The sequence below is a fragment of the Chryseobacterium sp. JM1 genome (assembly GCF_000737715.1).
In the GTDB taxonomy this organism is placed as follows: domain Bacteria; phylum Bacteroidota; class Bacteroidia; order Flavobacteriales; family Weeksellaceae; genus Chryseobacterium.
Genome location: NZ_JPRN01000001.1, coordinates 74,922 through 101,889 on the forward strand (window position 1 = coordinate 74,922; position 26,968 = coordinate 101,889).

Genomic DNA, 26,968 nt, shown 5'->3' on the forward strand with positions numbered 1-26,968 from the left:
GATGCCGATAAGTAAATACAAAGGATACAGTTTAAGGAACCGGGTGTTTTTCGGATTCCTTCTCGTTTGTTTTTTAAGTGTTGTCGCTACATCGCTCGTTCCCTATTTTGTCTTAAGGAATAATTCTCTGCAGCAAAGCAATATTGATATGCAGGAGAAGACGAATGCTGTGATGAGATACCTTGACTATGCAGTAAGCCGTACTCTCGTGGAGACGGAAGATCTCCCGATGGTATTGGGGAACAAGATTTTTGAGATAGCGGACATCAACCAGCACGATATTGTAATCTATGATCTGAAAGGGAATTATCTTCTTTCCAATAAAGACGAAAGCCTTATTGATCAGAAAACGATTCCTATCCATATCGTGAATAAGATTCTGTCTACCGACTCACGAGTGGATATCAAAGGCTATGATAAGAAAAAAGATGCGGGACGCACCTCGTCATATCTTTTGCTAAAAAACAATGAACTGGAACCTATAGGAATTGTCTATATTCCTTTGTATCATAATGAATCTGCCTATCTGGATGTTCTTCACCAGTATATCAAATACATTTTACTGGTAGATATCTTCCTGATCCTTTTCAGTATCTGGATAAGCTGGGTAACCTCAAACAGTTTAGCAAAAAATATCACTAAATTTTCTGATATGATCACCCGTATTACATTGTTTGAAAATGAAATGCGTCCGATCAGATACTATAAAAATGATGAGCTTAATGCGCTGGCAAGAGCTTATAACAGGATGATTCTTCAGATTCAGGATCAGAAAGAAAGATTGCGTTTCAAAGCATCCGAAGAAGCCTGGAGAGAGATGGCAAAACAGGTGGCTCATGAGGTGAAGAATCCCCTTACGCCCATGAAACTTACCATCCAGAACTTTGAAAGAAAATTTGATCCGGAAGATCCGAATATCAGAGAAAGGGTAAAGCAGATGAGCAAAACAATGGTAGATCAGATCGATCTGATTGCTACTGTGGCTTCAGCGTTCTCAGAATTTGCAAAGCTTCCTGAAAAAAATAATGAAGTCATTAATCTGAATACCGAAGTAGAAGATATTCTGCGTGTTTTCAATGATGACAGTATCTTTATGCATTCCAATAAAGGGAATATCATGATCAATATGGACAGGATTTATCTTTCCAGGATCATTACGAACCTTGTGACCAATGCTAAGCAGGCCCAAAGTGATGAACGTAAGCTGATCATCAATGTAGATGTGGAACAGCATCAGAGAAGGGTTATGATCTCCGTACAGGACAACGGAATAGGGATTCCTGAAAATATGTACGAAAGAATATTTGAACCTAATTTTACTTCTAAAAACAGCGGAATGGGACTTGGCCTCTCGATGGTCAGAAAGATGATCGAGGATTATAAAGGAGAAATCGCGGTGAAATCTGAAGTAGGGAAGGGATCTACATTTACCATTACACTGCCTACGAATTTATAGTGAAGCCTTTTACCTTTAAACATTTCGAAATTCAACAGTCAAAAAACGTCTTCCGTGTAGGGACAGACGGAGTATTGCTGGGTGTTTTAGCTGATGTGGAAAATGCATCAGAAGTTTTAGAAATAGGAACAGGAACCGGCCTGATTTCGTTAATGCTTGCTCAAAGAAATACAAAGGCCAGCTTTCTTGGCCTGGATATTAATGAAGATGCCGTTTTACTTACCAGAATGAATTTTGAACATTCTCCTTTTCATTCAAGGCTGAAAAATATTCACCAGGACCTTAAAACTTTTGAGACTAAAAAGAAGTTTGATCTGATTGTCTCAAATCCTCCCTATTTCGAAGAATCCGGGTCTGAGAAAGATAAAATTGCCCGCCAAACCGTAGAGTTGAATTTCCAACAGCTTATTGTAGCTTCAGTAAAATTTTTAGACGATCAGGGTATTTTGTCAGTTATTATTCCTGCTGAAGCTGGAGACGACTTTATTAAAATAGCTTTAGAAAATCAATTGTTTTTGAAGCGTAGAATCAATATCAAAGGGATAGAATATTCTAAAACGAAAAGATTAGTTCTTGAATTTTTACTGGCAGAAATGCAAGTTCAGGAGTCTGATTTCGTGATAGAAAAAAGTCCGAGACAATACTCGGACCCATATCTTGAACTCACTAAGGAGTTTCATGTCTTTGGTAAATAGAAGTTAGAGATTAGAAGTTAGAAATTAGTTGGTGACTGTTCAGCTGATCAGGATATCGTAATTTCTCAATCTCTCAATTTTTTAATTTTATTCAAATAACTCAGCCGTATCCAGCACAGAAACTTTTCCGTCTTCACATCTGATGGCTTCACCAGGGAAGTTTTGGATCATATGGTAATCATGAGTTGCCATTACTACAGCAGCTCCGTTTTCAAGGGCTACCTGCTTCAGAAGGGTCATGATCTCATTGGATGTTTCAGGGTCAAGGTTTCCGGTAGGCTCATCGGCAAGGATAAGGTCAGGGTGATTCAGTAAAGCTCTGGCAATGGCTATACGCTGTTGCTCACCACCTGAAAGTTCATGCGGCATTTTGTGCTTTTTACTCTTCATATTCACGCTTCCCAAAACTTCGTTGATGCGGTCTTCCATTTTTACTTTATCGTTCCATCCTGTAGCTTCAAGAACGAATTTTAAGTTTTTCTCAACCGTTCTGTCCGAAAGAAGCTGGAAATCCTGGAATACAATCCCTAGTTTTCTTCTTAAGTTGGGAATGTCTGAAGGTCTCAGCTTAGCCAGCTCAAAACCTACCACAGCGCCATGTCCGGATGCTAAAGGAATGTGTCCGTAAAGCGTCTTTAACAGTGAGCTTTTTCCGGAACCCGTCTTTCCGATAAGGTAGCAGAATCTGCCTTTTTTAATGTTAAGATTAACATCAGAAAGAACAGTGAAATTTTTTTGCGCAATCTTTGCGTTCTGTAAGCTTATAATATTATCTCCGGAGATATTTGTATGCGGCATAATTCAATTTTATGGGGCTATTTCTAAAATATTTTTTCAGATCTTAAAAATAGAAAAAAGAAGCTTAAAAAACCTAAACTTTAGGAAATTTTAACAACAAAAAATGCCTGAAAAACTTCTTTTCAAGCATGATTTGTATATGATATCCGAGATATTATCTCTTAGCGCGCGCAGCACTAACAGTTAAACTCTTTCTGCCTTTAGCTCTTCTTGCTGCCAAAACTCTTCTACCGTTTGGCGTAGACATTCTTTCTCTGAAACCGTGTTTGTTTCTTTTCTTTCTTTCTGATGGCTGGAATGTTCTTTTACTCATTACTATATATTTAAATCGTAATTAATCTATTAATTTTCAGGTTGCAAAGATATAGAAATTTTTAAAAGTTACAAATTTTCCTTATCTTTTTTTGGAAAATATTTGAAATGTTTTTGATCCCTTTATTCATAAACCCCGAGACACAAAAGAAATCCGGGTATAGAAATTACATTGAGATGATTTATTTAAAAGCTCTATCTTTGGAAACTCAAATTTAAAGAAAAATAAGCACACGATGTTTACACCAACAGAACTTTTAGATATCAATACATTATTTACGCCTGAAAGCAAGATCGTTATCCTTACGCATTACAATCCGGACGGAGATGCTATAGGTTCCAGTTTGGGACTGAAGCATTACCTAAGAGCAAAAGGAATTCCTGCGGAAGTAATTGTACCGAACGATTTTCCGAAATTTCTGAAATGGATGCCGGAATCCAAAAAAGTGATCATCGGGGAATACAAAAGAAAATATGCATTTGACCTGATCAGCGGGGCAGATGTGATCTTCTGTCTTGATTTCAATGCGCCTTCAAGAATCGGTATTTTAGGAGAATGGCTGACGAAGGCGAGAGCTAAGAAAATTCTTATCGATCACCACCAACAGCCTGAGGAGTTTGATTTTGTTTATTCTGATACTGTAATTCCTGCAACTTCCCAGATGATCTATCATTTTATTGAAGCTATGGGGGATGAAGCGTTGGTGAATCAGGATATGGCAGAATGTCTTTATACCGGGATTATGACCGATACCGGTGGTTTCCGTTTCCGTTCTACGAGTGCCACTACGCATAGAATTATTGCTAATTTAATTGAGAAAGGAGCTGATCCTTCCGTAATCACTTCAAATACATGGGATACGAATACGGTTTCCCGTCTTCATCTTCTTGCTCTCGTATTGGGAAGAATAGAAGTGGTAAATGATGGTAAAGTTGCTGTTTTATCACTAACCAGAAACGAGCTTAAGGAATATGGTTTCCAGAAAGGAGATACCGAAGGTTTCGTGAACTATGGGCTGAGTATTGCCGGCGTGAAAATGGCTGCTTTCTTTATGGAAGATCTTTACGACGATTTTATCAAAATTTCTTTTAGAAGTAAAGATGATGTAGATGTGAACCAGTTCTCCAGAAAGTACTTTAACGGAGGCGGACACATCAATGCGGCAGGTGGAAAATCTTTGGGCTCACTTGAAAGTACCATTGAAGATTTTAAACGTTTTATTGAAAATTCGTAATTACGGATCAAACCATATTACAGGCTCTCAGGTTGGGAGCCTTTTTTATATCCTTTCTCTTCCAGTTCCTGACAGGTGTATTCGTAAACTTCCTGAAACATAATGTCCAGATTTTTTTTGCTGAATAAGCTGAACTTTGTCATTTTGGGAGGATCTAAAAAAATATCACAGGACTTGACTTTGGAATAAACCGATTTGGCGATGGCTAAATGGAGAATCCGGTCAAACTCTTTCATCAGACTCATCTTTTTCAGTTCGTCGTAGCTTATGGAATTGACATGGGAAGCAATTAAAAAATCGCATTTGTCAATAATTGGTTCAATGGGAAGGTTGTCAAGAACGCCACCATCCACATATATTTTTTCACCAATTCGTACAGGGGGTAAAACAAAGGGAACACTTGATGAAGCCAGCAGGGGTCCAAAAAGTTCTCCTTCAGAAAAGAAGTCCACAATTCCATGGGTCATTTCGGTGGCTGTAACGTAAACAGGGATTTTCAGAATCTTAAAGTCATTCTCAGGAAAATGATCATTAAAAAGTTTTAAAATGAAATTTGAGCTGAAAATACCGTTTTTAGAGAGCTTCAGATAAGACCTTGAGAAGAAGGTGGTATTTCTTACAATATCCATCATCTCGTCCGGCGATTTTCCAAAAGAGTAAAAAGCCCCGACAATAGAACCCGCGCTGGTTCCTGAAATGATTTGTGGTTTCAGATTGTATTCTTCCAGTGCTTTCAGTACCGCGATATGGGCGATTCCACGCATTCCTCCGCCGGAAAGCGTAAGTCCGATAACCGGAGGTTTCGGAAGTGTCTTTTTTTTGAACGAGAATAAACCCATTGAGATAATTATCCCTACTAATATACAAGAAATTTCGATATGCAGAGACTAAGATTCTAGCTGCAGGTTATCTACAGAACCAGCTTTTTGGGAAGATTATGCAGAAGCTCTGTGTTGATGATTTCTGCGCAGATAGACGGTTTCTCCCAATGTCCATTGTGTCCGCAGTCTAAGATATAGGATTTTATATTGGTTCTGTCCGGAAGATGCTTGATCATCATATCCGTTTTTACGGCATTGTCATGTTTCCCGGCTAAAATCAGAATTTTGGACTCAAGATTTTCCATGATATGTTTCTTGTCCGTTCGTTCCACCATACCTTTTACACAGGCAAGAGCTCCCATATTGTTTGTAGAAAGGGCGGTGGCAAGGGCAATTTCAATTTTCCCTTCCAGAATATCTCTTTCATTGGGATTGAAAAGATTGGGAATGCCGGCTTTGGCGTAATGGGTAAAAGCGTCTTTAATGATTCTGTAGCTTTTGATCCGTTGCTGTTTTTTCTCCTCATCATCGGCGAAATAGGTTGAGAAGAATAGCGTAAGGCTTTTAAGGGTCTCAGGATATTTTTCTGCAAATGCCAGTGAGGTATAGCCGCCCATGGAATGCCCCAGCAAGTGTACCTTACTTAGTTTTTCATGGTCTAAAACTTTTTTCACTTCATCAGCCATCAGTTCCATGGTGTGAACTTCCGCCAGAATATCAGACTGGCCATGACCGGGAAGGTCTATTTTCAACAGTGAAAAATGATCGGAAAGATGAGGTTCCATATCGCTCCAGATAGAAAGGTTTTCCATAAAGCCGTGAAGCAGCACCAAAGTTTCTTTCCCGTTTCCTTTTCTTTCGAAATTCAGCATGATCTTAAATTTATAACAGTTAAAAATATTTCAGCAGACAATATCGGTCTGAAATCAATTGTATCTTCAAATGTAAATAAAAAAAGAGCATTCTGAAAATGCTCTTCTGTCTTATTGGGTTAATTCGGTATACACTTTCTTTTCCCAAGGCTTTATATCAGTGATGCCGTATCTTTCTTTTTTAGAGATCGCGATATTGTCGAGAATATCTACGAAGTTCTTATAGTTGGCTTCATCTGTTGGTTTTACAATCACTGTGAAATTTTCAGGTTTCGGAGCGTTTTTGTACGCTTCAGAAATAATCTTTGATATTTTCACCCCACTGAAATCTGTTTCTTTCAGGTTTCCGGAATTAAGATCTTTCTCGTTGCTCTGGTGATAAAACACTCTGTTGTCTTTTCCTAAAATAAAGGTAACCTGGTTTCTTTGATCCATAACAACCGGTCCGCTTGGTGGAGTTCCTTTTGCTGGTAGTCCCAGATCCATTACATTAGGTTTTGTAAAATTGGTAGTGAACATAAAGAAGGTGATCAGTAGGAATCCCAGATCTACCATTGGGGTCATATCCACGCGGATTAATTTTTTCTTTTGCTTGCCGCCCTGCTTTTCCTGTGCAATTACTTCAGCCATAATTCATAATTTTAAATGTTAAACGGTACTTGATGAAGCGTCTAGAATTCATCGTGATTCGGAAGAACCGATGCAAAGTCTGTACCTAAATTTCTTAAATGATATAAAAAATCTAAAATCAATTATAATTTAACATTAAATCTTTTGATGGGTGTATAAATTCATAATGTTTTATGATAGTTTAAGGGTTTATATTGTATTTGTCTATATTGGGATGCAAAAAAAAGCCTTACCAAAATTAATTGATAAGACTTTATGATATTTAAAGTAATCTTACTTCGTTGTTTTGTAGTAATTAACTCCGCATTCTAAGAATTTTTTAAAATCCTCTTTCGGCATATATCCGGAAACCGGTGTGTTGATTACTTTTCCGTCCGGTGTGATCAGAACGTAGTGCGGCTGGGAATTGTTGTTGAAATTCACCTGCTGGAATAAGCTCCATCGGTCACCAATCGTTTTTACCTTTTTGATCTGTCCGTCACCAAGATCGATTTTGGTTTTCTGATCTTCCGGAAGCTCTTCCTTGTCATCTACATATAAAGAAGCCAGTACCACATCATTCTGAAGGATTGGTAAGATATCCGGTTCGCTCCAGACGAATTCCTCCATCTTCCTACAGTTTTCACAGCCGTAGCCGGTAAAGTCAATGAGGATCGGTTTGTTTTCCTTTTTAGCAAGTTCAATGGCTTTAAAGAAATCATGTTCAGGGTGCATTCCGAGGATACCGTCTTTTTCATCATGGAAATAGCTGACGTTCAACGGAGGCAAAATACCACTTAGTAGCTGAAGTTTTGGACGCTCAGAAGGAATTAATCCCTGGATCAGATAAATCACAAAACCGATTCCCAATGCTCCCAGTATCTTTCTCGTAATAGAAATCTTAGGTTTTTTATCATCGTGCGGAAATCTTATAATTCCGAATAAGTATAAAGCCAGTCCCAATGCAATTACGATCCAGATAGCAATGAAAAGTTCTCTTTTCAACAGGAATGTTTTAGATACCAGGTCAGCTTTAGATAAGAATTTTAAAGCCAGAGCCAGTTCTACAAATCCAAGAACCACTTTCACCGTATTCATCCATCCTCCAGATTTTGGAAGACTCTTTAAAGCTTGCGGGAATAAAGCCAGCAAACCGAATACGATAGCCCATGCCAGTCCAAACCCTGCTAATGCAAAGGTAAGCAGCATCGGAACATTGGAAGATCCTGTAACCGCACTTCCTAATAAACCGCCCAGAATAGGACCGGTACATGAGAAAGAAACAATAACCAGCGTTAATGCCATGAAGAAAATACCTACAAGTCCGCCAGCCTCTTCAGCTTTTGAAGACTTGTTAGCAATAGAACTTGGAAGCGTAATGTCATAGTATCCGAAGAAACTTCCTGCAAAGAAAATAAATATGATAAAGAAGGCGATATTCAGCCAGACACTGGTAGAAATTTCATTGAAAATATTCCCTGCAATCCCGTCAATCAGGTGGAATGGAACACTTAATAATACGAAGATCAAAAGAATGAAAAATCCATAGATCAGTGCATCTCTTTTACCTTTTGCTTTGTTGCTGCTTCCTTTTGTAAAGAAAGAAACCGTAAGCGGAATCATCGGGAAAACGCACGGCGTCAATAAGGCAATTAAACCTCCTGCAAATCCTAAGAATAAATATGTCCAGTAGTTTTCGTCAACTTTCGTAGAAGCAGTTCCACAATCCGTTAAAGGCTTCTGGAAATCAATGGTCGCTATTTTTAGCTGCTTGGGATCTAATTGTGAAGTTTGGGTAACGGTTACTTCTCCTTTAGCAGGAGTGGCAGCAACAGTTTCTATCGTTTTCGCTGAATCTTTTGTAGCTTCAGTTTTTTCTTCTGCCGTTTCTTCAACAGCTCCTTTCGGGGTTACTTTTTGGTTGAATTCTAATGTATTCGGTGCAAGACACACTCTGTCGTCACATGTCTGATATGTAATTTCAGAAGTCACATCACCCGGTTTTGTAGGGTCTTTTAATTTGAATTTCTGCTTGAAACCGGCCGAGTTGGAATAAAAAACAATCGTTCCGCCAAAAGCTTCCGAAAATTCCTCATGCTTTTTACCGACTTCAGTAAATTTTCCAATCAGTTCAATATTCTTCCCTGAAACTTTATATTCGGTAGGGATTCCAGTATCTTCCGGAAGGTCTTTGGAATAAATATGCCAGCCGCTTTCCATCGTAGCGTTCAGAACAGCTTCATATTGATTGTTCCCCAAATCGTTGATGGTGAACTTAAATTTTACAGGATTCTTGATCTGTGCATTAATTCCTGCCGCTAAAAAGAGCAGCACTACTAAAAACCAGTTTCTAAATTTCATTTTTTCTTTTCATTAAAAATTTTGAGAATACTTTTCGTTTTCTCATCCTTTGCGTATCGTCTGTCCTGTCTTAGTGGTATGATTCCGAGCACGGAATTGTTGCCATCACACAGGATCCAAATTTTTTGCCTCGCTAAAATAGATAATTTTTCGTCCCTAAAAAATTTAGAAACTTTCTTTTTCCCTGAAAAACCCGCAGGATAAAATTCATCTCCATTCTGTTGTTTTCTTAAACGCAGTGGAAGTTGCAGTTTCTCAGCATCAAAATCCCATTCAAAACAGTTATTGATTCCTTCAATGTTTTCAATGGTGTCATCAAGGCTGATGTGAGTTTCGTTTTCAGAAAGACTCAGGTTTTCAGCCAGAAGAATTTCTTCTTTTTCTTCTTTTGAATCAGATTTCCCGGCTAAAATTAATTCATTTCTGTTGATAATCAATACATAATCGCTGGAAAAAAAAGTGCTCCCACTTTGAGCTGAGAAGATTTTTTTAATCTCTTCTTCTTTTTTAAAACCGTATTTTTTTAGAATTTCAAATTTTACAAAATCACTTTCATTATTCAGCTTTTCTTTTGATATAATTTTTTCTTTTAAGTTAAAGGTAGAAATGCTGTTTTCTATCTCTTCAATCTGCTTTTGAACAAAATTTTTGGTTTGATTTAAGTAATCAGAACTTCTTTTGAAATTGTCCAGAAAATGGTCATTCGTTTCTAAAAGCCTGGGAACGATTTCGTTTCTGATTTTATTCCTTAAATAATCACTTTTTTTATTGGAAAGATCTTCCCGGAAATCAATCCCGTTTTCTTCAGCATATTCATAGATTTCTTTTTTTGAAAAACTAAGAAGGGGACGGAGCGTGTGATTGCTGTCAGCTGGAATTCCACTCAGTCCGTCGATTCCTGAAGCTTTTGAAAGATTAATGATAAAAGTTTCCAGCTGGTCGTTCAGATGATGGGCAGTCACCAGAAATTCCAGCTGTTCCTGATTCTGAATTTCCCTGAAAAAACGGTAACGAAGTTCTCTGGCCCAAAGCTGAATAGAATTTTCCGGTTTTTTATCTTTTTCCGAAACCTCATACAGGTGAAACGGAATATGATTTTTCTCACAAAAATCCTGAACCGTCTTCTGATCAAGATCCGAATCTTCACCACGGAGTTTATAATTGATATGGGCAATCTGATAAACTAGCCCCAAACCCTGAAAAAAAGAGGCCAGAACCATAGAATCGGCACCACCGCTCACGGCCAAAAGATAGCGGTGATTTTCCGGGGCTTGAACAAGGTTTTCAAGCTGATTTTTAAAACTGATTTTTTCCAAAACGTTTGTTGAGAATTTCGTTCGTACAAAGATAATGCATATAGTTCAATTGAATTTTCCTAACTTTGATTCGTCTAAAAATGATTACGTATGAAGATTTTTAAAATTTTAGCAGTTTCTGCAATGGCGTTGGGATTGACCTCTTGTGTCTCCAAAAAGCAGTACGATGCGTTAAGTTCAAACTATAAGCAGTGTATTGAAAATATTGGCGAAAGACAAAGAGAGATCCAGGATTTAAAGTCTCAGAATTCTGCATTGTCAGGGGAAAATAATCTTTTAAAAAGCCAGCATGATGCTTTGAAATCATCTTTGGATGCCTGTCTTTCAAATACGGGTAAAAGTTCAGCGAATATTGATAAACTGGTTGGAGAGATCAATGCTTCCAACTCTTATATCAAACAGTTGATTTCAAACAATGCTAAAAATGACAGTCTGAACTTGGCATTGTCTAACAAGCTTAAAAGATCTCTTGATAATGTAGCGGATGATGACGTACAGATAAAAGTATTGAAAGGAGTGGTAATGATCTCTCTTTCTGATAAAATGCTTTACAAGACAGGAGATTACAACATTCAGCCTACCGCTCAGGAAGTATTGGGTAAAGTAGCTAAAGTGATCAATGATTACGATAAATATTCTGTCCTGATTGAAGGAAATACAGATAACGCACCTTTAAGCTCTCCTAATTTACCGAGAGATAACTGGGATCTTTCTGCATTGAGAGGTACAGCAATTGCGAAGGTTCTTCAGACACAGTTCGGAGTAGATCCTGCAAGAATCACGGCAGGTGGACGTTCTGAATACAATCCTAAAGCAACGAATATGAGTGTTTCCGGAAGAGCGGAAAACAGAAGAACGGAAATCATTATCATGCCTAAACTGGATGAGTTTATGAAATTGATGGACATTACTCCTAAGAAGTAATTTAAACCAAACATACCCATAAAAATAAATCCCGAAGCAATTCGGGATTTATTTTTTTAATCAAATTAATTCTTCTTTTTTCAATAATGAAATAATCCGTTGAAAAAATGAATTGGATATTTGTGTCTTAGTTTTTTTTCGCGAAGAATCCGCTCTGCCTATTGGCCCAGCGGTCTTCTGATTCTCAGTGTTAGTTAGTTTTTCCCCTACATTCATTTCCTTTTTTTCTTAGTGTTTTTACCCCTTGTTCTCTGCAAATGTATAACTATGTTCAACACAAACATATCCGTATTTTCCCGGTATTTTGCATCGTGGTTTTCCCGGAATCATGAATTTTGGTTTAAATGGTGCTTTCTTTTGCGAGGATGAAATGCGTGTAAATTTCTGATTTTTAATTATTTAACCATTTCAAGGTTCCGAACCTTGACACGGTGAGCGGGATTATCTAACTGTTATTAAAAAAACTCATATTCCAAATCAGGTTAATGTAGTACGTAATCAGCAGTTTGTATTAATTCTATTATTTATTTTAAAAGAATGCTTATATTTAAGTCTCCGAAAAGAGAAATAAAATAGAGAGGTATCCGAAAATCTTAAAGAGTAGGAAATTAATACTAAACTAAAAAATATGAAAAATTTAAAAAAAATGTCAAGAGGACAAATGAAAGAAGTACAGGGAGCTATCAGAGATTGTAACCCCCAGATCATTTGTCGTGTAACGAGAGACTGTTGCCCGGGTTGGGTATGCGGTTCACCGGGTGAGTATTGTATAGCCTTATAATAGAGCACATATATTAGAGAAAGGAGGGATTAATTTCTCTCCTTTTTCTTTGATGCTCTGGCATTCTATAAAACCCAAGCTACCTGCTCAACATAAATATCTGTGAAATCTGTGGTTAAAAAATATCAACCTCAAAATTCACAAAAGCTTTTTAAACACTTAAGTTATTTGAAGTTTAAATACTATGAAAATAGGAAGGTCACATAAGTTCTCAAAAATCAAAGATTTTATACGGGATAAATAAACGTAAACATCTGCATGATCTGATTAATCAGCGTGAATTTTTTTTAATCAAGATATACTCGTGACCTTTATCAGAATCAATAAAAAAAAAACTTGATCTGCTCCACAAGTTTTGCATGTGATCCGAATTTTAAAATGATTAAATTTGTTTAAATTAAAATTGTATGAGCTTTTTTGAAGAAAAGAATCCTGAAATGGACAGGTATCTGGAAACACATGCTTCCTCAGAGCCTGAAATTCTGAGAAAACTTAGAAGAGAGACTTATCAGAAAACTACGCAGCCGCATATGATATCCGGATATCAGCAAGGCAGGCTTCTGACGATTGTTTCCCAAATGATTCAGCCTAAAAATGTACTTGAAATAGGAACTTTTACTGGATATGCGACTCTTTGTCTGACAGCAGGCCTTGCTAAAGATGGGAAAATAACTACACTGGACGTTAATGAAGATCTTGCTTATCTTCCCAAGAAATATTTTGAAGAAAGTGAATTCGCGGGACAGATTGATTTTAAACTTCAGGACGCTAAAGAATTTTTAAGAGAAACTGATCAGACTTTTGATCTTATCTTTATAGATGCCGACAAGGAGAATTATGCAGAATATTTCAGATTGATTAAGCCCAGAACAAAATCCGGTTCCGTGGTGATGTTTGATAATGTTTTGTGGTACGGCAAAGTACTGGAAGAAAATCCAAAACAAAGATCCACTCAGATCATCAAAGAACTGAATGATTTGATCGCAAAAGACGACGATTTTGAAAATCTTATTTTACCTTTGCGTGATGGAGTGAATTTTCTGAGAAGAAAGTAAGACACAAGATACAAGACAACAGATATCAGACGAACTTCAGTAAATCTGAAATCTGTTGTCTGAAATCTATCATCTAAAAAATTATGAATAAAGGAATTTGTAACGTTACAGTAGCACCGGTCCGCGCAGAAGGTTCTGACAAGGCGGAAATTGTTACGGAAATATTGTTTGGAGAAAGCGCTGATATTTTGGAAGTGAATAAAAACTGGACCAAAATAAAGATGCATTATGACGGATATGAAGGATGGATGGATACCAAACAGCTGAGATCTGTAACAGACGAGGATTTGGCCAAAAGAAAAGTAACCGTAGTGACTGAGGATTTTTCATCAGTACTGATGAAAGATGGGAAAACCCTTCTTTCAATGGGATCTGAGGTAGAATTTCCGGTAGTGGCTTCAAGAAGAAGTCATGATCTTCGCGAAAGTATTGCTTTGGCAGCGAAGGAATTCCTTAATGTGCCTTATCTATGGGGTGGCAAAAGTTTTTTTGCGGTAGACTGCTCCGGGTTTACACAACTCGTTTATAAAATTCATGATATAAAATTGCCGAGAGATACTTATCAGCAGGCAGAAGTTGGTGTACCTTTGACTTTCGTTGAAGAGAGCCAGCCTGGAGATTTAGCTTTCTTTGAGAATCCGGAGGGGAAAATTATTCACGTAGGAATTATGCTGGATAACCAAAGGATCATTCATGCCTCAGGAAAAGTAAGGATAGATATTCTTGATTCTACAGGGATCTTTAACAAAGAAATGAATAAACATACGCATAAGCTGAGAGTGATTAAAAACATGCTCTAGCCTTAAATACGGTCGGAATGGAGAATATTATTTTTACAGCCTTTGATATTTTTAATTTCGGATTGCTGGTTTTTTTCTGGTGGTTTACCCTGAAACATTACAAAGCTCTTCCTAAAAGAATTCCTGTCCATTTCGATTTTGACGGAAAGGCAGATAACTTCGGAAGCAAAATATATTCTTTTATCACTCCGGTTATGGGAACCGCCTTATTTTGTTTTTTTGCCTACGCATTAAGACATCCTGAAACGGCCAATTTTCCCGTCGATATTACGGATAAGAATAAATATGCCCAGTTCCTCATTATGGAAGTTTTTCTGAGATGGCTGTTTGTCTTGGTGATGTTGATCTTTATGAACGGCCAGGATTATATGTTCCGGTACTCCTTTGATGAAAACGTGAAGCCTAGAGTTCCGTTATCTACAGCTATTTTATCCGTCATCGGAAGCCTTATCGTGGTATTCATTCTTGTAGCTATATTCAAATGATACAATCTAAAGAAAATTCAACGCATTATACTTGGGGAAACGGCTGTGACAGCTGGGTTCTGAATGATTCCCGCAATTTTTCCGTAAAACAGGAAAAGATGCCCACCGGCACTGCTGAACAACTGCATTTCCATGAAATGGCAGAACAGGTTTTTTATATTTTAAAAGGACAAGCGGTATTTGATATTAATGATGAAAAGTTTTCTGTCAAGGCGGGAGAAAGTATTTCCATTCAGCCTCAGTCAAAACACTGTATTTCCAATGAATCTCAGGATGATCTGGAATTTCTTGTCATCTCCAGTCCGTCTACCCATAACGACCGAATAGAAATTGAAAAATAATTAAGATGTCATTCCTATACAACATATTTGTCAGTCTTCTCATTTTCGGAATGAAAGTTTTCTCTTTGTTTAATGATAAAACTAAAAAAGGAGTTGAAGGAAGAAAACAGTCTTTAGATAAGGTAAAAGCAACATTTTCGCCATCAGATAAGGTGATCTGGATGCACGCAGCCAGCCTCGGTGAATACGAGCAGGGACTTCCAGTTTTGGAAAAACTGAAAGAAAAATTCCCGAGTCATAAGATTCTTGTGACCTTCTTTTCCCCTTCAGGTTATGAAAATGTAGTAAAAAAGAAACATATCGCCGATGTGATCTGTTATCTTCCTTTCGATAAAAAGACCACTATAAAAGAATTTATATCCCAGTTTGATCCCGAATTGTTTTTCACTGTTAAATATGATTACTGGTATCATCTATTGGCTGAGCTGAAACAACACGGTGCTAAGATCTATGTGATCTCCGCTTTGTTCTATGAAAGACAGGCGTTTTTTACTTCCTACGGGAAATGGTTTGTCAAGCAGCTCAAAAAAAATGTAGACTGGTTTTTTCACCAAACGGAATTTTCTTTTGCATTGGCCAAAAGTATCGGACTCAGTAATTCTTCAATAACGGGAGATACAAGATTCGACAGGGTAAAGCAGCTGAGAGTACGCGACAATCATGTAGATTTTATTTCAGAGTTTCTGGGAAATCGTCAGGCGATCGTCTTCGGAAGTTCATGGCAGGCGGAGGAAAAAATCGCAGCCACCATTTCTAAAATGAATGCGGATTTAAAATTAATCATTGCTCCTCATGATCTGAAAAGAGTAGATCATTTAAAAAATATTTTCCCAGATGCATTACTGTATAGCGCTATAAATAATGCTGAGCTTCCAGTTTCTGAATATCAGGTTTTAGTTATCGACAGCATCGGCCTGTTGTCAAAACTTTATTCATACGCCGATGTGGCTGTTGTAGGAGGCGGTTTTCATGATGCGGGATTACACAATATTCTGGAAGCAGCAACATTCGGTGTACCTGTGATCTTTGGAAATCATTACAGAAAAAATCCTGAAGCAGACGGCCTGATTGAAGCAGAAGGCGGAAAGTCTTTTACCGAAGAATATGCGGCGGCAGATTTTGTGTTGTTTCTCTTTAATAATGAGGAAGAACTGCAGGGAATGTCAGACAATGCCCGAAAGTTCGTTGATGGCAAGCCTGATGCAACTCAACTCATTCTACAAAAAGTTTTAGAGTAGGAGCGTTTTAGGGTAGGAGTGTTTGAGAGTTTTAGAGTTTCGGGGTTCGGGTTTGAGAGTAGGAGGTTTGAGGGTTTTGGGTTTTAGGTAAGAGACTTTCACCATTCACTTGCGAAGCAAAATTGACCATTGACATTCTAAACCGAAAAAAAGTCTAGCGTCTGCAATCTGATGTCTAAAATCTCATATCTATTTCAAGATTCACCATTCACTTGCGAAGCAAAATTGACCATTGACATTCTTAACCCAACAAAAGTCTCGTGTCTGAAATTTTTATCTCAAAAACCCTTGGCTTTTCGTATCCTTCATGATTTGGTCTATGTCATCCGGAATATTTTCAGATTCAAGCCAGTTGAGGTCTAAACCATTATTGATACAGAGCTTCTGCAAATAATGATTTTCAGAAATTTTTTGGTGAGTGTCTCTCAGGAGTTCATCGATTTCCATCCAGTAATCTTCATCCAGTTTTTTCGTTAAAACCAATGCCTTGAATACTTTATTGATGATGTAAATATAGAGTTTATAAACGTTGTCAAACCTTTGTCTGCTGAGGTCTTCGTTTGAATCCAGAATTCTGTTGACCAGTAAAATGTTCAGGGAGACTTCCCCGAATTTATCCGTAGTTATTTTCACGTGCTCAGTAATGTCTGCGCTCACGGTTCGGACTGTGCTCATGAAATACTTGGCATTTCCTACATATTTAGACGCCAGAAGAAGTTTTTCGGCAACATTGTCTTCCATGGCATTTCTCTTGTCGTCTGTAGTCTCTTGATCAATCAGTTCGAAATACAGTTTTTTAGACAAAAGTTTATCCTTTTTCAGCAATCTGAAAATAAGACGGTCTTTTTCTACGTTTGAAAAAGCACTCAAAGCTGCTTTAAACTCTTTTGAGTACTCCATTAATTGAATATTTTAGAATATTTCAGAAATCCGTTAACCGCCCAATTGGCTGTGTAATAAAGAGATTTTACAGTAGAAAATCCCATAAAGTCTTTATAGACCAGATACTGATCTTTGATGATGTTTTTTTTCTTTCGGGAAACACTGTTCTCACGCATCCTGTACTTGGCCAGTGTTTTATTGATGGGCATTCCTTCCGGAATTACTTTTAAAAGATTAAGCCACATCACGTGATCTTCTCTTTTGCTTTTTACCGGGAATAAAAATTTCCCGACTCTTTTGGTATCATACATCGTAGAAACCGGTGCCAGTCTGCAGGTTTTAAGAAGATTGGAAAAAGTGACGACCTTGTCAGCTAAGAAATCCTTTAAAACAGGCTGCAGCTGTTCATTGCATCTTGAATAGTTACAGTAAACCAATTCTGCATTGTTTTCCTGCATATAATCAGTCATGGTTTCCAGGTATTCGGGATACCAGAAGTCATCGGAATCCAGAAAGGCGATATATCGTCCTGTAGCTCTTTCCAGGCTGTTGTTTCTCGCATTCCCTGCGCCGCCGTTTTTCTCAAGGACCTGCAGTTTTATCCGTGGATCATTGTATTTTTTTATAATATCTACGGTATTGTCTTTGGAAAGATCATCTGTGATCAGCCATTCCCAGTTTTCATAGGTTTGGTTTAAAACAGACTGTATCGTTTCTTCGATGAATTCAGCAGAATTATAACAGGGAGTGATGATGGAGACCAGGTCTTTCATTTGCGTATTTACTGGGGTAAAATTATAAAAATTTTTTCTCATAAAGATGCCACGACGCAATTCCGACACCAATCACTACCAGCATACATACAAAACTCATGAAAAAAGGATTATAATTAGCGAATAGTCCAAGCGTAGCAAATACCCTGATAATAGGGAAGTGGAAGATATAAATACCGTATGTGAAGTCTCCGTATTTTCCGAAATTATTCAGGAACTTCAATGAATAGGCGATGTACAGTACAATAATACTGATCATGATAGGCGAGAATAATTTGATATGAAGAATCAGATCGATCCAAACGGTAATGATAGCAATGATAAATAGCGTGTTTTTGTATTTGATAAACTGATCAAAATAAAAGTAACCAAGCATTCCACCTATGAAATAGCACAGCGAACCGGGAAGCTGTTTGGAAATAGAAATTTTCCCGGCCATTTCAAAATAATTAAGGAACGCCAGAGAAAGAAAATACAGAACGATCAGGCTGATATTTCTGTATTTGTTATTTTTCCCGAATAATAAAAAGATCAGTGGAACCGCAAAATAAAAGCACATTTCAATCTTAAGGGTCCATAGCGCACCATTGACGGCTTCATTCCCAAATACTCCGGGAAGGGAAGGAGCCATAAAGTTCATGAAGATGGAATTCCAGAAGAAATATTTATAAACCTGAACATTTCCAAAATAGTTGGAGAAAGAAAGGGTACTTACCAAACTCAGAAGTACAGTGCAGAGAAATACAACCAGTAAATAAGCAGGAACAATCCTGTTGATTCTTTTCTTGATATAGCTTTTCAGGCTGGAAGATCTTTCATAGCTCCTGGCAATAAGGAATCCACTGACAATGAAAAACGAAAAAACGGCAACTTCTACAGGACTGTGCGTTAAAAAAGTAAGCTGGCTGGAGTCACTTAAAGCTCCCAGATGCCCTACAAAGACAATGAAAGCGAGGAGAACGCGGATGAAGTCAAAATTATTTTTCGTTATACTTTGCATTTTTGTTTTCTTTCTGCAAAAATAGTTTTTTTAATAAAAAGCGGAGGGTATCTGATATTCAATATTTGTTAAATAACGCCTATTATGAGGGTTAATGTTCTAAAATTTTTAGAAATATGTAATATTGAAATAATTTTTCACAAAAAATGGTGTAATAAATCAAAAAAATTATAATTTTAGCCCTTGAAAATTTTATATATGAAGAAATTAGCATTACTATTTGCAGGTTTATCATTATTTTTAGCTACGGGATGTAATGATGATGGCGATACTACGATGGAATATCCTCTTGTAGGCGTTTGGCAGCCGCTTAAAGAAGTAGTGACCACCGTTAAAACAGGAGCAGATCCGGTTTCAGATCTTATTACCTATACCGACTGTCAGAAAGAATCCAGATGGAGATTCAATACGGAAGCATCCGGAAAAAGAACGGACTGGGACTTTATAGGAGCTACACCGCAGTGTGCTATTCAGTCAGATAGAAATTTCACGTACACGTATGAGAAAAGCGCAAAAACAGTAGTGATCAAATATCAGGGGACGGTAGAACCTTCCAATGCCAAAGTGGTTACCCTCAATGACGTGACCCTAAACCTTTCGGTAAGAGAAGAGACTCAGGATCCGGCTGTATATAAAACAAGAACCTATACGTTCAAGAGAATTCCTCAATAATATACATTCCATACCTTATATAGATCTCATCTCCGGATGAGATTTTTTTGTTGAGAGGCATTCCCGAATTAATTAAAATTAAAATTCCTATTTCTTTTAAAATCATTATTTTTGTGAAAATTAGAATGGGAGTTGAAAAATGTAACATCTAATATCTAACATCTAATATTTATAATAAAGTGTTTTACGATCATCAGCAGATAGAAAAAAAGTGGCAGAAGTACTGGGAAGAAAACCAGACCTACAAAACCTCCAATAACACGGACAAACCTAAATTTTATGTTCTCGATATGTTTCCGTATCCATCCGGAGCAGGGCTTCACGTGGGGCACCCGCTGGGATATATAGCATCAGATATTTACGCGAGATATAAAAGACACCAGGGTTTCAATGTCCTCCACCCGGTAGGTTATGACAGTTTCGGACTTCCTGCTGAGCAGTATGCCATCCAGACAGGACAGCATCCGGCGGTCACCACTGAGGAGAATATCAACAGATATGAAGAGCAGCTGAAAAAGATAGGTTTTTCATTCGACTGGAGCAGAGAAGTGAGAACTTCAGATGCATCCTATTATAAATGGACGCAGTGGATTTTTATCGAGCTGTATCATTCATGGTATAATAAAAGTACCGATAAGGCAGAACCTATCCAGACTTTGATTCAGCATTTTGAAGAAAAAGGAACTGAAGGGTTAAATGCCAACCAAAACGACGAATTAAATTTTACGGCAGAAGAATGGAAAGATTCTTCAGACCTTGATAAAGAGGATATCCTTTTAAATTACCGTCTGGCGTTCAGAGCGGAGACTACCGTTAACTGGTGTCCGGCTTTGGGAACCGTGTTGGCGAATGATGAAGTGAAAGACGGAAAATCCGAAAGAGGAGGATTCCCTGTATTCCAAAAGAAAATGATGCAGTGGAGCATGAGAATCTCAGCCTACTCTGAAAGATTATTACAGGGATTGAATACGCTGGACTGGCCGCAGCCTCTTAAAGATGCGCAGGAATACTGGATTGGAAAATCTCAGGGAGCACAGGTTCAGTTCCAGGTAGAAGGTCATGACGAAATCGTTGAAGTGTTTACCACAAGACCAGATACTATTTTTGGGGCAACATTTATGGTGCTGGCTCCTGAAAATCCTTTAGTGGATACCATTACTACAGAAGCTCAGAAAGCAGAAGTAGATTCTTATATTGAAGAAACGTCCAAGAAAACGGAAAGAGACAGAATGGCTGACGTGAAAAACGTGAGCGGTGCTTTTACGGGAAGTTATGCGGTTAATCCATTCAGCGGTGAAAAAATGCCGATCTATATTTCAGATTATGTATTGATGGGATATGGGACAGGTGCTGTAATGGCTGTTCCTGCCCATGACGAACGTGATCATAGATTTGCGAGGAAATTTAACCTTGATATTAAAAAGGTAGTCGATACCGATGAAGATGTTCAGGAAAAATCTTTCGATTCTAAAGATTCAGTGTGTGTAAACTCTGATTTCTTAAACGGGCTGAATTATAATGATGCCAAATCCAAAATCATTTCTGAAATCGAAAATAAAGGAATTGGCCACGGAACGACCAACTACAGACAGCGTGATGCCATTTTCTCAAGACAACGTTATTGGGGAGAGCCGGTTCCTATATATTATAAGGAAGGAATGCCTTACACCCTTCCGGTTTCCGCTTTACCGCTGGAACTTCCAGAAGTGGAAAAATATTTACCGACTGAAGATGGTGATCCGCCGTTAGGAAACGCAAAAGTATTTGCGTGGGATGAAGCCAATCAAAAAGTAGTTTCCGTAGATCTGATTGATGATAAAACGGTATTCCCGTTAGAATTATCTACCATGCCGGGTTGGGCAGGAAGCTCATGGTATTTCCTTAGATATATGGATCCTTCCAATGATGAGTTTTTTGCTGATAAAAAAATGTCAGATTATTGGGGACAGGTAGATTTATACATCGGAGGGAGCGAGCACGCTACCGGTCACTTATTGTATTCCCGTTTCTGGAATATGTTCTTAAAAGACAGAGGTTATATTAATAATGATGAGCCTTTCCAAAAACTGATCAACCAGGGGATGATTTTGGGAATGAGTGCGATGCCTATTATTGCAATTCCTAAAATCTCATTTACGGAAAGAAATATTGATAAGTCTGGTGAATTTAATGGGAGGAATATTTTTGTTTCAAAAGATTTAATTAAACAAATTAATTTTGAGTACCAGATATCTGAACTTGATTACAATCTTGGAGAATCTTTAAAAAATGAAATGGGACTAAACAATTTTGATGATGATGAATTAAGGTTTGTTTTTCAACCATTAGAATTATATATTCCTATTACTTTTATATCTGGATCGAATAATGAAGTTGATTTTGAAAAAACAAATTCTGATTATAGATTATTTAATTTTGAAAAAAATAGCATTAAAAATTCAGAAGGGAAATTTATAGTTCACCGTGAAGTAGAAAAAATGTCCAAGTCTAAATACAACGTTGTAAATCCTGACGATATTTGTGAAGAATATGGAGCAGACGGATTAAGATTATATGAAATGTTCTTAGGTCCATTGGAGCAGTCCAAGCCTTGGAACACACAAGGACTAAGCGGAGTATACGGCTTCCTTAAGAAATTCTGGAACCTGTATTTCAACGGAGATACTTTTGAGGTTTCTGACGAAGAACCTACAAAAGCAGAATACAAAGTTTTGCATACCTTAATAAAGAAGGTCGTGTATGACATTGAAAACTTCTCATTCAATACATCTGTATCTTCATTTATGATCGCTGTTAATGAGCTTCAAAAAATAAAATGCAACAAACGCAATATTTTGGAACCCTTAGCCGTTATCATCTCTCCGTATGCACCGCACATCTGTGAAGAGCTTTGGAGTCTGCTGGGCAATAAGGAATCTGTGGAATTTGAGAAATTCCCGGTATTAAACGAAGATTATCTGGTAGAAGACGAAATCGAGTATCCGGTGAGCGTAAACGGTAAAATGAAGTTCAAAATTTCTCTTTCAGCTCAGTTATCAGCGAAGGAGGTGGAAGATTTGGTGATTTCTGATGAAAAAATGCAGCCTATTTTGGAAGGTAAAACACCTAAAAAAATCATCGTAGTGCATCACCGTATTGTGAATATCGTAATTTAAAAAAAAGTTAACATTGGCAAATTAAAAAAAATGAGGGTCTTATTTTTTTAAATTTCTAACTCAAATGTTAAATTTGAGGAAAATAAATAAAATAATTAAAAATAATTATTATATCGAAATCGTATTAAAATTTCTTTATCAGAAAAATGCAAAATGTTTATTTAAGACTCTTGCATTTTAATTAATTTTGCCTTTAATTTACACCTTGTAAAATTTTAAAACAATATAATTTAGTTAAATATGGAAATGAATGTTTCAAAAAATGATGAGCAAGTAGTTGCTAGAAAAGCAGGAGGTTTAAACCCGGCTGTTATTATTCCTATTTTATTCGTTATAGGAGTTTGTATTTATTTATTTGTTCTTGGGAACCCAGGGAACTTTAAAGACGCAGAAAAACTAGGTGGTGGATCTGTAGCTTTCTCTAGTGTTGAAGGAAAAGACATTCACCCAGAATCGTTTTTAGGTATTATCTACAAAGGAGGGGTTATCGTACCAATCTTGATTACTTTCATGATTACTGTAATCGTTTTCTCTTTTGAAAGATATTTCGTACTAGGTAAGGCTGCTGGAAAAGGTAACTTAGACAACTTCGTAGTACAGGTAAGAAGCTTATTGAATCAAAACAAAATTGATGAAGCTTTAGAAGAGTGTGACAGACAACAAGGATCTGTAGGTAACGTAGTAAAAGAAGGTCTTACTACTTACAAAGCACTTTCTCACGATACTACTTTAAATAAAGAGCAAAAAATGGTAGCTCTTAACAAAGCTATCGAAGAGGCTACTACTCTTGAAATGCCAATGCTTGAAAAGAACATGATGATTCTTTCTACATTAGGTACTGTAGCTACATTAATCGCACTTTTAGGAACTGTAATCGGGATGATTAAAGCATTCTTCGCATTAGGTTCAGGTGGTGGTACTCCAGATGCTGCTGCACTTTCTACAGGTATCTCTGAGGCCTTGATCAACACGGCATTAGGTATTGGTACTTCAGCGATCGCGATTATCCTTTATAACTTCTTTACATCTAAAATTGACGGATTAACTTATAAGATCGACGAGATCGCTATGAGCATCCAGCAGTCTTTTGCTGAATTCAACTAAGAATTGAATTTGTAGCAAGGAATTTGCATTCCAATTAAAAGAAGTTTAATTTAAAATAATTCAAAACAATGGCGAGAGTCAAACCAAAAAGACATGGAGTAGTGACGGATATGACGGCAATGTGTGACGTTGCCTTCCTACTACTTACGTTCTTTATATTGACCACTCAGTTTAAAAAACCTGACGTGGAGCAGATTAAACCGCCATCTTCAATATCAGAGAAGTTACTTCCTGATGCAAGTTTGATGACCATCAACGCGACTCCGGACGGAAAATTCTATTTCCAGCCGGTAGAGAATGCATCAGAGAGATTACAGCTTTTAGAAAAAATGGGTCAAAAGTATAATATGACTTTTACCAACCAGGAAAAAGCTGCCTTTCAAAAAGTACAAGCAATTGGGGTTCCTATGAACCAATTGAAAGGCTATCTTGATTTGTCAGATGAGGAGCAGAAGAACTTTAAGAGTCCTAAAGGGATTCCTATGGATAGTACAAATAAGCAGCTAGTAGACTGGGTACAACAAAGTTTAAGCGTAAATCCTGATTACAAATTAGCAATCAAGGGTGACGTTACCACTGAGTATCCTAAAGTTAAAAGCCTATTTGAAGGTTTAAGAGATATTGATTTTCTTAAATTCTGGTTGATTACATCACAAGAAGGTAAACCATAATAATATCATTTAGAAATGGCAGAAGTACAAGTACAGGAAAAAGGCGGCAAGGGCGGCAAAGTACGTTCCAAGAAGCAGAATACCAGAGTAGATATGACTCCAATGGTGGACCTGGGTTTTCTATTGATTACCTTCTTTATGTTCACAACCACATTTAGCAAACCGAATGTAATGGATTTGGGTCTTCCGGCAAAACCGAAAGATGAGAAACAAAAACCACCTCCAACAGAGATTAAACTTTCTAACTCAATTTCTTTATTATTAGGGAAAGACAATAAGATTTTTTGGCATCAGCAGGATAATTCATCCTTAAATGATCAGACTCTTAACGAAACTACTTATGATAGAGAAGGGATTAGAAAAGTAATCGAGAAAGCAAAAGCAGGGGCAGCAGATAAAACAAAATTTACTGTTATTATCAAACCTACTGACGATGCTGTATATAAGAACTTTGTAGATATTCTTGACGAAATGGCTATTACCAAAAGCGAGCAGTACGGGGTAACCGATGTGAAACCTTGGGAGCAAGCTATTTATGACAGAAAAGTTGGGAATAATGGAGCTGCGGCTGCACCAGCTACAAAGTAATTTAACCATAAAACTGTAAATCTATGGCAGATGAAAATGTATACAATCAGAATCTTACTTTAGATGAGATTGTATTTGAAAATAGAAATAAGGAATATGGTGCCTATGATCTTAGACATCAGTATCCAAGACTTCTGACAAAATCTTTTATTGTTGGAACGGCATTATTCCTGGTTGCGGCTTTGTCTCCTTTTATTTATCTTACAATTAAGAGACTTACTGAACCGCCTAAGCAAGAAGTGAAGGCAGATTTGGTAAATATTATTGAAGAGGATCCGATCATTGACCAACCAAAAGAAGAAGAACCACCTCCACCACCTCCTCCAAAAGAAGAAGAAAAAATTGAGGTGATTCAGAACGTAGTTCCGGAGCCTGTAAAAGCTCCAAAGATTGAAACGCCACCGCCGCCAATTTCTAAGCAGTTAGAAACGACGACCGGTTTGAATAATCAGGAAGGGGTAAAAGCTCCGGCTTATACACCACCACCACCACCGCCATCTACTGGTAACAAAGCCAGTACAGCGGAAGTAAAAACAAATAACCCTAATGAGATCTACAAAGATGTAGACCAGTCTGCAGAATATCCTGGAGGTATGGCCGCATTAAGAAAGTATCTTGGGGAAAATTTTGATACTTCTCTAATGGAAGGAGGTGAAGGTACCCTTAAGGCGAAACTTAAGTTCGTTGTAGAAAGAGACGGAACTGTTTCTGCAGTTACTATTGAAGAGAAATCTCCAAATGGCGACTTTAACAGTGAAGCTGTTCGTGTAGTTAAGAAACTGAAAAAATGGACTCCTGCGAAAAGAAACGGGGAGAGCGTTAGATCTTACTATAGCGTACCGTTTACTATGAACTTTGAATAAGACTTATTTATTCGAATTATAAATAAAAAGAGAAGCATATGCTTCTCTTTTTTATTTTTTTTGGTATTTTTGTTACATGATGTTCAATTGGTTATCCTTAGTTACCGGATTATTTTATATCGTATTGGGAATAGTAGTTATTATCTACAAATTTTTCTTCACGATTTTAGAGCCTGTTATTGCTTATGCGATGGGTGCAGTGCTTATTCTTTATGGAATATTTAGAATCTATAGAGCAGTTTCAAGAATTAAAGATTCAGGAAATGAGAAATAGTTTGAAAATTGCGTTGCTTTCTGTGATATGCATCGCTGCTGTAAGCTGCAAAAAAGAAGATAAATCTCCATCCTATCATAAAGGAGACCTTACCATACTTACCGATGAGTCTTTTAAAAGCGTTACCGAAGCTTTGGCAGACGGGTACATGATCAATTATCCAGAAACCCATATCAAAATAGAAACAAAGAAAGAAGACCTGGGTTTTCTTGATTTGCTTCATGATAAGGCAAGAATAACGGTCATGTCCAGAGATCTTACCCCTGAAGAGAAAAAGGCATATGAAGAACAGGTAGATCTGAAATTTCTTCCCGCTAAATTCGCTGCAGATGCAGTCGTTTTTGTTGTCCCAAAAGATTCTCCGAAACAGAGTATTTCTATGGATGAAATTAAAAGCGGACTTGAATCTGATGCCAAGAATTTTATCTTCGACGGAACTAACTCAAGTAATTTGAACTTTGTTGCCCAAAAACTGAAGAAACAACCGAAAGACCTTAAATTCTCCATTATTCCGGGAAGTCAGAATATCATTGAAGAATTGGGTAAACATACTGATAAAATCGGAGTTATCGGCCTGAATACGTTCAGTCGTCCTTATGATAAAACTTCTGAAAAACTGAGAGAAATGGTTAAAGTTTTACCTATACAAAGTAACGGAAAATTATATAGTGTGGATAATGAAAGCCTTCGTCAAATGACCTATCCGTTTACCAGAGTTCTTTATTTCTTAACCAATGAAGGAAACTTTAATATTGCTAATGGATTTATCAGGTATTCATGTACACAACTAGGGCAGATGATTGTAGAAAAAGAAGGTCTACAGCCCTATAATATATACAAAAGAGAGGTTCAGATGCGTTAAAAAATATTAAAATAGCATTTTAACT

Annotated in this window: 28 protein-coding genes; 18 read left to right on the forward strand and 10 right to left on the reverse strand. The window is 37.3% G+C overall.

The window, feature by feature from the left end; genetic code table 11:
* Position 1 precedes the first annotated feature (1 nt).
* Both IW22_RS00310 and IW22_RS00315 read left to right on the forward strand, forming a co-directional pair.
* Positions 2-1,456 (forward strand): sensor histidine kinase, encoded by a 1,455-nt coding sequence (locus IW22_RS00310; RefSeq protein WP_034723240.1) that lies wholly within the window; start codon positions 2-4, stop codon positions 1,454-1,456.
* Positions 1,456-2,151 (forward strand): tRNA1(Val) (adenine(37)-N6)-methyltransferase, encoded by a 696-nt coding sequence (locus IW22_RS00315; protein WP_034723242.1) that lies wholly within the window; start codon positions 1,456-1,458, stop codon positions 2,149-2,151. The genes IW22_RS00310 and IW22_RS00315 overlap by 1 nt, the downstream gene beginning before the upstream one ends.
* Before the next feature lie 87 nt (positions 2,152-2,238).
* Here the strand turns inward: IW22_RS00315 and IW22_RS00320 are convergent, their stop codons facing one another.
* Both IW22_RS00320 and rpmH read right to left on the reverse strand, forming a co-directional pair.
* Positions 2,239-2,949, reverse strand: a complete 711-nt coding sequence (locus IW22_RS00320; protein WP_034723244.1) for a cell division ATP-binding protein FtsE — start codon at positions 2,947-2,949, stop codon at positions 2,239-2,241.
* Between the two features lie 154 nt (positions 2,950-3,103).
* On the reverse strand, positions 3,104-3,262 hold the full coding sequence (gene rpmH, locus IW22_RS00325) for a 50S ribosomal protein L34 (protein ID WP_034701860.1): 159 nt from the start codon (positions 3,260-3,262) through the stop codon (positions 3,104-3,106).
* 235 nt (positions 3,263-3,497) lie between these two features.
* Here rpmH and IW22_RS00330 point away from each other — a divergent pair, with 235 nt between their 5' ends.
* The gene (locus tag IW22_RS00330; protein WP_034723247.1) at positions 3,498-4,496 is read left to right on the forward strand and encodes a DHH family phosphoesterase; all 999 of its coding nucleotides are present in this window, start codon (positions 3,498-3,500) and stop codon (positions 4,494-4,496) included.
* Positions 4,497-4,513: 17 nt separating this feature from the next.
* On the opposite strand, the gene IW22_RS00335 is transcribed toward IW22_RS00330, so the two are convergent.
* From IW22_RS00335 to tilS, 5 genes are all read right to left on the reverse strand, one after another.
* The gene (locus tag IW22_RS00335) at positions 4,514-5,335 is read right to left on the reverse strand and encodes a patatin-like phospholipase family protein (protein WP_034723250.1); all 822 of its coding nucleotides are present in this window, start codon (positions 5,333-5,335) and stop codon (positions 4,514-4,516) included.
* A 71-nt stretch (positions 5,336-5,406) separates the two neighbouring features.
* Positions 5,407-6,189, reverse strand: a complete 783-nt coding sequence (locus IW22_RS00340; protein ID WP_034723252.1) for an alpha/beta fold hydrolase — start codon at positions 6,187-6,189, stop codon at positions 5,407-5,409.
* Positions 6,190-6,300: 111 nt separating this feature from the next.
* Positions 6,301-6,819, reverse strand: coding sequence for a biopolymer transporter ExbD (locus IW22_RS00345; RefSeq protein ID WP_034723254.1), 519 nt, complete (start codon positions 6,817-6,819; stop codon positions 6,301-6,303).
* A 273-nt stretch (positions 6,820-7,092) separates the two neighbouring features.
* Positions 7,093-9,159, reverse strand: coding sequence for a protein-disulfide reductase DsbD family protein (locus tag IW22_RS00350; RefSeq protein ID WP_034723256.1), 2,067 nt, complete (start codon positions 9,157-9,159; stop codon positions 7,093-7,095).
* The gene (gene tilS, locus IW22_RS00355) at positions 9,156-10,475 is read right to left on the reverse strand and encodes a tRNA lysidine(34) synthetase TilS (protein WP_034723258.1); all 1,320 of its coding nucleotides are present in this window, start codon (positions 10,473-10,475) and stop codon (positions 9,156-9,158) included. The genes IW22_RS00350 and tilS overlap by 4 nt, the downstream gene beginning before the upstream one ends.
* A 90-nt stretch (positions 10,476-10,565) precedes the next feature.
* Here tilS and IW22_RS00360 point away from each other — a divergent pair, with 90 nt between their 5' ends.
* The 7 genes from IW22_RS00360 to IW22_RS00385 all read left to right on the forward strand — a co-directional run bounded on the left by IW22_RS00360 (position 10,566) and on the right by IW22_RS00385 (position 16,099).
* The gene (locus tag IW22_RS00360) at positions 10,566-11,399 is read left to right on the forward strand and encodes an OmpA family protein (RefSeq protein ID WP_034723259.1); all 834 of its coding nucleotides are present in this window, start codon (positions 10,566-10,568) and stop codon (positions 11,397-11,399) included.
* Between the two features lie 628 nt (positions 11,400-12,027).
* Entirely contained in the window at positions 12,028-12,180 is a 153-nt protein-coding gene (locus IW22_RS24275) for a CCPGW family putative bacteriocin (protein ID WP_165571850.1), read from the forward strand.
* A gap of 407 nt (positions 12,181-12,587) precedes the next feature.
* A complete protein-coding gene (locus IW22_RS00365) occupies positions 12,588-13,235 on the forward strand; it encodes an O-methyltransferase (protein WP_034723262.1) in 648 nt (215 codons plus the stop codon).
* A gap of 83 nt (positions 13,236-13,318) precedes the next feature.
* Positions 13,319-14,035: a C40 family peptidase gene (locus IW22_RS00370; RefSeq protein WP_034723263.1), complete on the forward strand. Its 717-nt coding sequence runs from the start codon at positions 13,319-13,321 to the stop codon at positions 14,033-14,035.
* Between the two features lie 17 nt (positions 14,036-14,052).
* Positions 14,053-14,520, forward strand: coding sequence for a DUF1648 domain-containing protein (locus tag IW22_RS00375; protein WP_034723265.1), 468 nt, complete (start codon positions 14,053-14,055; stop codon positions 14,518-14,520).
* Positions 14,517-14,861: a cupin domain-containing protein gene (locus IW22_RS00380; RefSeq protein ID WP_034723268.1), complete on the forward strand. Its 345-nt coding sequence runs from the start codon at positions 14,517-14,519 to the stop codon at positions 14,859-14,861. Before IW22_RS00375 ends, IW22_RS00380 begins: the two co-directional genes overlap by 4 nt.
* Before the next feature lie 5 nt (positions 14,862-14,866).
* Positions 14,867-16,099 (forward strand): 3-deoxy-D-manno-octulosonic acid transferase, encoded by a 1,233-nt coding sequence (locus tag IW22_RS00385; RefSeq protein WP_034723270.1) that lies wholly within the window; start codon positions 14,867-14,869, stop codon positions 16,097-16,099.
* A 273-nt stretch (positions 16,100-16,372) separates the two neighbouring features.
* On the opposite strand, the gene IW22_RS00390 is transcribed toward IW22_RS00385, so the two are convergent.
* From IW22_RS00390 to IW22_RS00400, 3 genes are read right to left on the reverse strand one after another with little or no spacing between them, the layout of a single operon-like run.
* Positions 16,373-16,999 (reverse strand): hypothetical protein, encoded by a 627-nt coding sequence (locus tag IW22_RS00390; protein WP_034723272.1) that lies wholly within the window; start codon positions 16,997-16,999, stop codon positions 16,373-16,375.
* Positions 16,999-17,754 (reverse strand): glycosyltransferase family 2 protein, encoded by a 756-nt coding sequence (locus IW22_RS00395; RefSeq protein ID WP_034723792.1) that lies wholly within the window; start codon positions 17,752-17,754, stop codon positions 16,999-17,001. The genes IW22_RS00390 and IW22_RS00395 overlap by 1 nt, the downstream gene beginning before the upstream one ends.
* 22 nt (positions 17,755-17,776) lie before the next feature.
* A complete protein-coding gene (locus IW22_RS00400; protein ID WP_034723794.1) occupies positions 17,777-18,754 on the reverse strand; it encodes an acyltransferase family protein in 978 nt (325 codons plus the stop codon).
* 198 nt (positions 18,755-18,952) lie between these two features.
* Here IW22_RS00400 and IW22_RS00405 point away from each other — a divergent pair, with 198 nt between their 5' ends.
* From IW22_RS00405 to IW22_RS00440, 8 genes are all read left to right on the forward strand, one after another.
* Complete coding sequence (locus IW22_RS00405) at positions 18,953-19,426, forward strand: lipocalin family protein (protein WP_034723273.1); 474 nt, start codon at positions 18,953-18,955, stop codon at positions 19,424-19,426.
* Between the two features lie 179 nt (positions 19,427-19,605).
* Positions 19,606-22,581, forward strand: coding sequence for a leucine--tRNA ligase (locus tag IW22_RS00410; protein ID WP_034723275.1), 2,976 nt, complete (start codon positions 19,606-19,608; stop codon positions 22,579-22,581).
* A 240-nt stretch (positions 22,582-22,821) separates the two neighbouring features.
* Positions 22,822-23,685, forward strand: coding sequence for a MotA/TolQ/ExbB proton channel family protein (locus IW22_RS00415; RefSeq protein ID WP_034723277.1), 864 nt, complete (start codon positions 22,822-22,824; stop codon positions 23,683-23,685).
* A 68-nt stretch (positions 23,686-23,753) separates the two neighbouring features.
* Entirely contained in the window at positions 23,754-24,356 is a 603-nt protein-coding gene (locus tag IW22_RS00420) for an ExbD/TolR family protein (RefSeq protein WP_034723279.1), read from the forward strand.
* 15 nt (positions 24,357-24,371) lie between these two features.
* Complete coding sequence (locus tag IW22_RS00425) at positions 24,372-24,944, forward strand: ExbD/TolR family protein (protein WP_034723280.1); 573 nt, start codon at positions 24,372-24,374, stop codon at positions 24,942-24,944.
* 23 nt (positions 24,945-24,967) lie between these two features.
* Positions 24,968-25,807, forward strand: coding sequence for an energy transducer TonB (locus tag IW22_RS00430; protein WP_034723281.1), 840 nt, complete (start codon positions 24,968-24,970; stop codon positions 25,805-25,807).
* Between the two features lie 76 nt (positions 25,808-25,883).
* On the forward strand, positions 25,884-26,081 hold the full coding sequence (locus tag IW22_RS00435) for a DUF308 domain-containing protein (RefSeq protein ID WP_185113570.1): 198 nt from the start codon (positions 25,884-25,886) through the stop codon (positions 26,079-26,081).
* Complete coding sequence (locus tag IW22_RS00440) at positions 26,071-26,943, forward strand: PstS family phosphate ABC transporter substrate-binding protein (RefSeq protein WP_034723283.1); 873 nt, start codon at positions 26,071-26,073, stop codon at positions 26,941-26,943. The genes IW22_RS00435 and IW22_RS00440 overlap by 11 nt, the downstream gene beginning before the upstream one ends.
* The last annotated feature ends 25 nt before the right edge of the window (positions 26,944-26,968 follow it).

Coding starts and splice junctions, on each gene's coding strand:
- IW22_RS00310 (WP_034723240.1), top strand. CDS start 2: ATGCCGATAAGTAAATACAAAGGATACAGTTTAAGGAACCGGGTGTTT.
- IW22_RS00320 (WP_034723244.1), bottom strand. CDS start 2,949: ATGCCGCATACAAATATCTCCGGAGATAATATTATAAGCTTACAGAAC.
- rpmH (WP_034701860.1), bottom strand. CDS start 3,262: ATGAGTAAAAGAACATTCCAGCCATCAGAAAGAAAGAAAAGAAACAAA.
- IW22_RS00330 (WP_034723247.1), top strand. CDS start 3,498: ATGTTTACACCAACAGAACTTTTAGATATCAATACATTATTTACGCCT.
- IW22_RS00335 (WP_034723250.1), bottom strand. CDS start 5,335: ATGGGTTTATTCTCGTTCAAAAAAAAGACACTTCCGAAACCTCCGGTT.
- IW22_RS00340 (WP_034723252.1), bottom strand. CDS start 6,189: ATGCTGAATTTCGAAAGAAAAGGAAACGGGAAAGAAACTTTGGTGCTG.
- IW22_RS00345 (WP_034723254.1), bottom strand. CDS start 6,819: ATGGCTGAAGTAATTGCACAGGAAAAGCAGGGCGGCAAGCAAAAGAAA.
- IW22_RS00350 (WP_034723256.1), bottom strand. CDS start 9,159: ATGAAATTTAGAAACTGGTTTTTAGTAGTGCTGCTCTTTTTAGCGGCA.
- IW22_RS00360 (WP_034723259.1), top strand. CDS start 10,566: ATGAAGATTTTTAAAATTTTAGCAGTTTCTGCAATGGCGTTGGGATTG.
- IW22_RS24275 (WP_165571850.1), top strand. CDS start 12,028: ATGAAAAATTTAAAAAAAATGTCAAGAGGACAAATGAAAGAAGTACAG.
- IW22_RS00365 (WP_034723262.1), top strand. CDS start 12,588: ATGAGCTTTTTTGAAGAAAAGAATCCTGAAATGGACAGGTATCTGGAA.
- IW22_RS00370 (WP_034723263.1), top strand. CDS start 13,319: ATGAATAAAGGAATTTGTAACGTTACAGTAGCACCGGTCCGCGCAGAA.
- IW22_RS00375 (WP_034723265.1), top strand. CDS start 14,053: ATGGAGAATATTATTTTTACAGCCTTTGATATTTTTAATTTCGGATTG.
- IW22_RS00380 (WP_034723268.1), top strand. CDS start 14,517: ATGATACAATCTAAAGAAAATTCAACGCATTATACTTGGGGAAACGGC.
- IW22_RS00385 (WP_034723270.1), top strand. CDS start 14,867: ATGTCATTCCTATACAACATATTTGTCAGTCTTCTCATTTTCGGAATG.
- IW22_RS00390 (WP_034723272.1), bottom strand. CDS start 16,999: ATGGAGTACTCAAAAGAGTTTAAAGCAGCTTTGAGTGCTTTTTCAAAC.
- IW22_RS00395 (WP_034723792.1), bottom strand. CDS start 17,754: ATGAAAGACCTGGTCTCCATCATCACTCCCTGTTATAATTCTGCTGAA.
- IW22_RS00400 (WP_034723794.1), bottom strand. CDS start 18,754: ATGCAAAGTATAACGAAAAATAATTTTGACTTCATCCGCGTTCTCCTC.
- IW22_RS00405 (WP_034723273.1), top strand. CDS start 18,953: ATGAAGAAATTAGCATTACTATTTGCAGGTTTATCATTATTTTTAGCT.
- IW22_RS00415 (WP_034723277.1), top strand. CDS start 22,822: ATGGAAATGAATGTTTCAAAAAATGATGAGCAAGTAGTTGCTAGAAAA.
- IW22_RS00420 (WP_034723279.1), top strand. CDS start 23,754: ATGGCGAGAGTCAAACCAAAAAGACATGGAGTAGTGACGGATATGACG.
- IW22_RS00425 (WP_034723280.1), top strand. CDS start 24,372: ATGGCAGAAGTACAAGTACAGGAAAAAGGCGGCAAGGGCGGCAAAGTA.
- IW22_RS00430 (WP_034723281.1), top strand. CDS start 24,968: ATGGCAGATGAAAATGTATACAATCAGAATCTTACTTTAGATGAGATT.
- IW22_RS00435 (WP_185113570.1), top strand. CDS start 25,884: ATGATGTTCAATTGGTTATCCTTAGTTACCGGATTATTTTATATCGTA.
- IW22_RS00440 (WP_034723283.1), top strand. CDS start 26,071: ATGAGAAATAGTTTGAAAATTGCGTTGCTTTCTGTGATATGCATCGCT.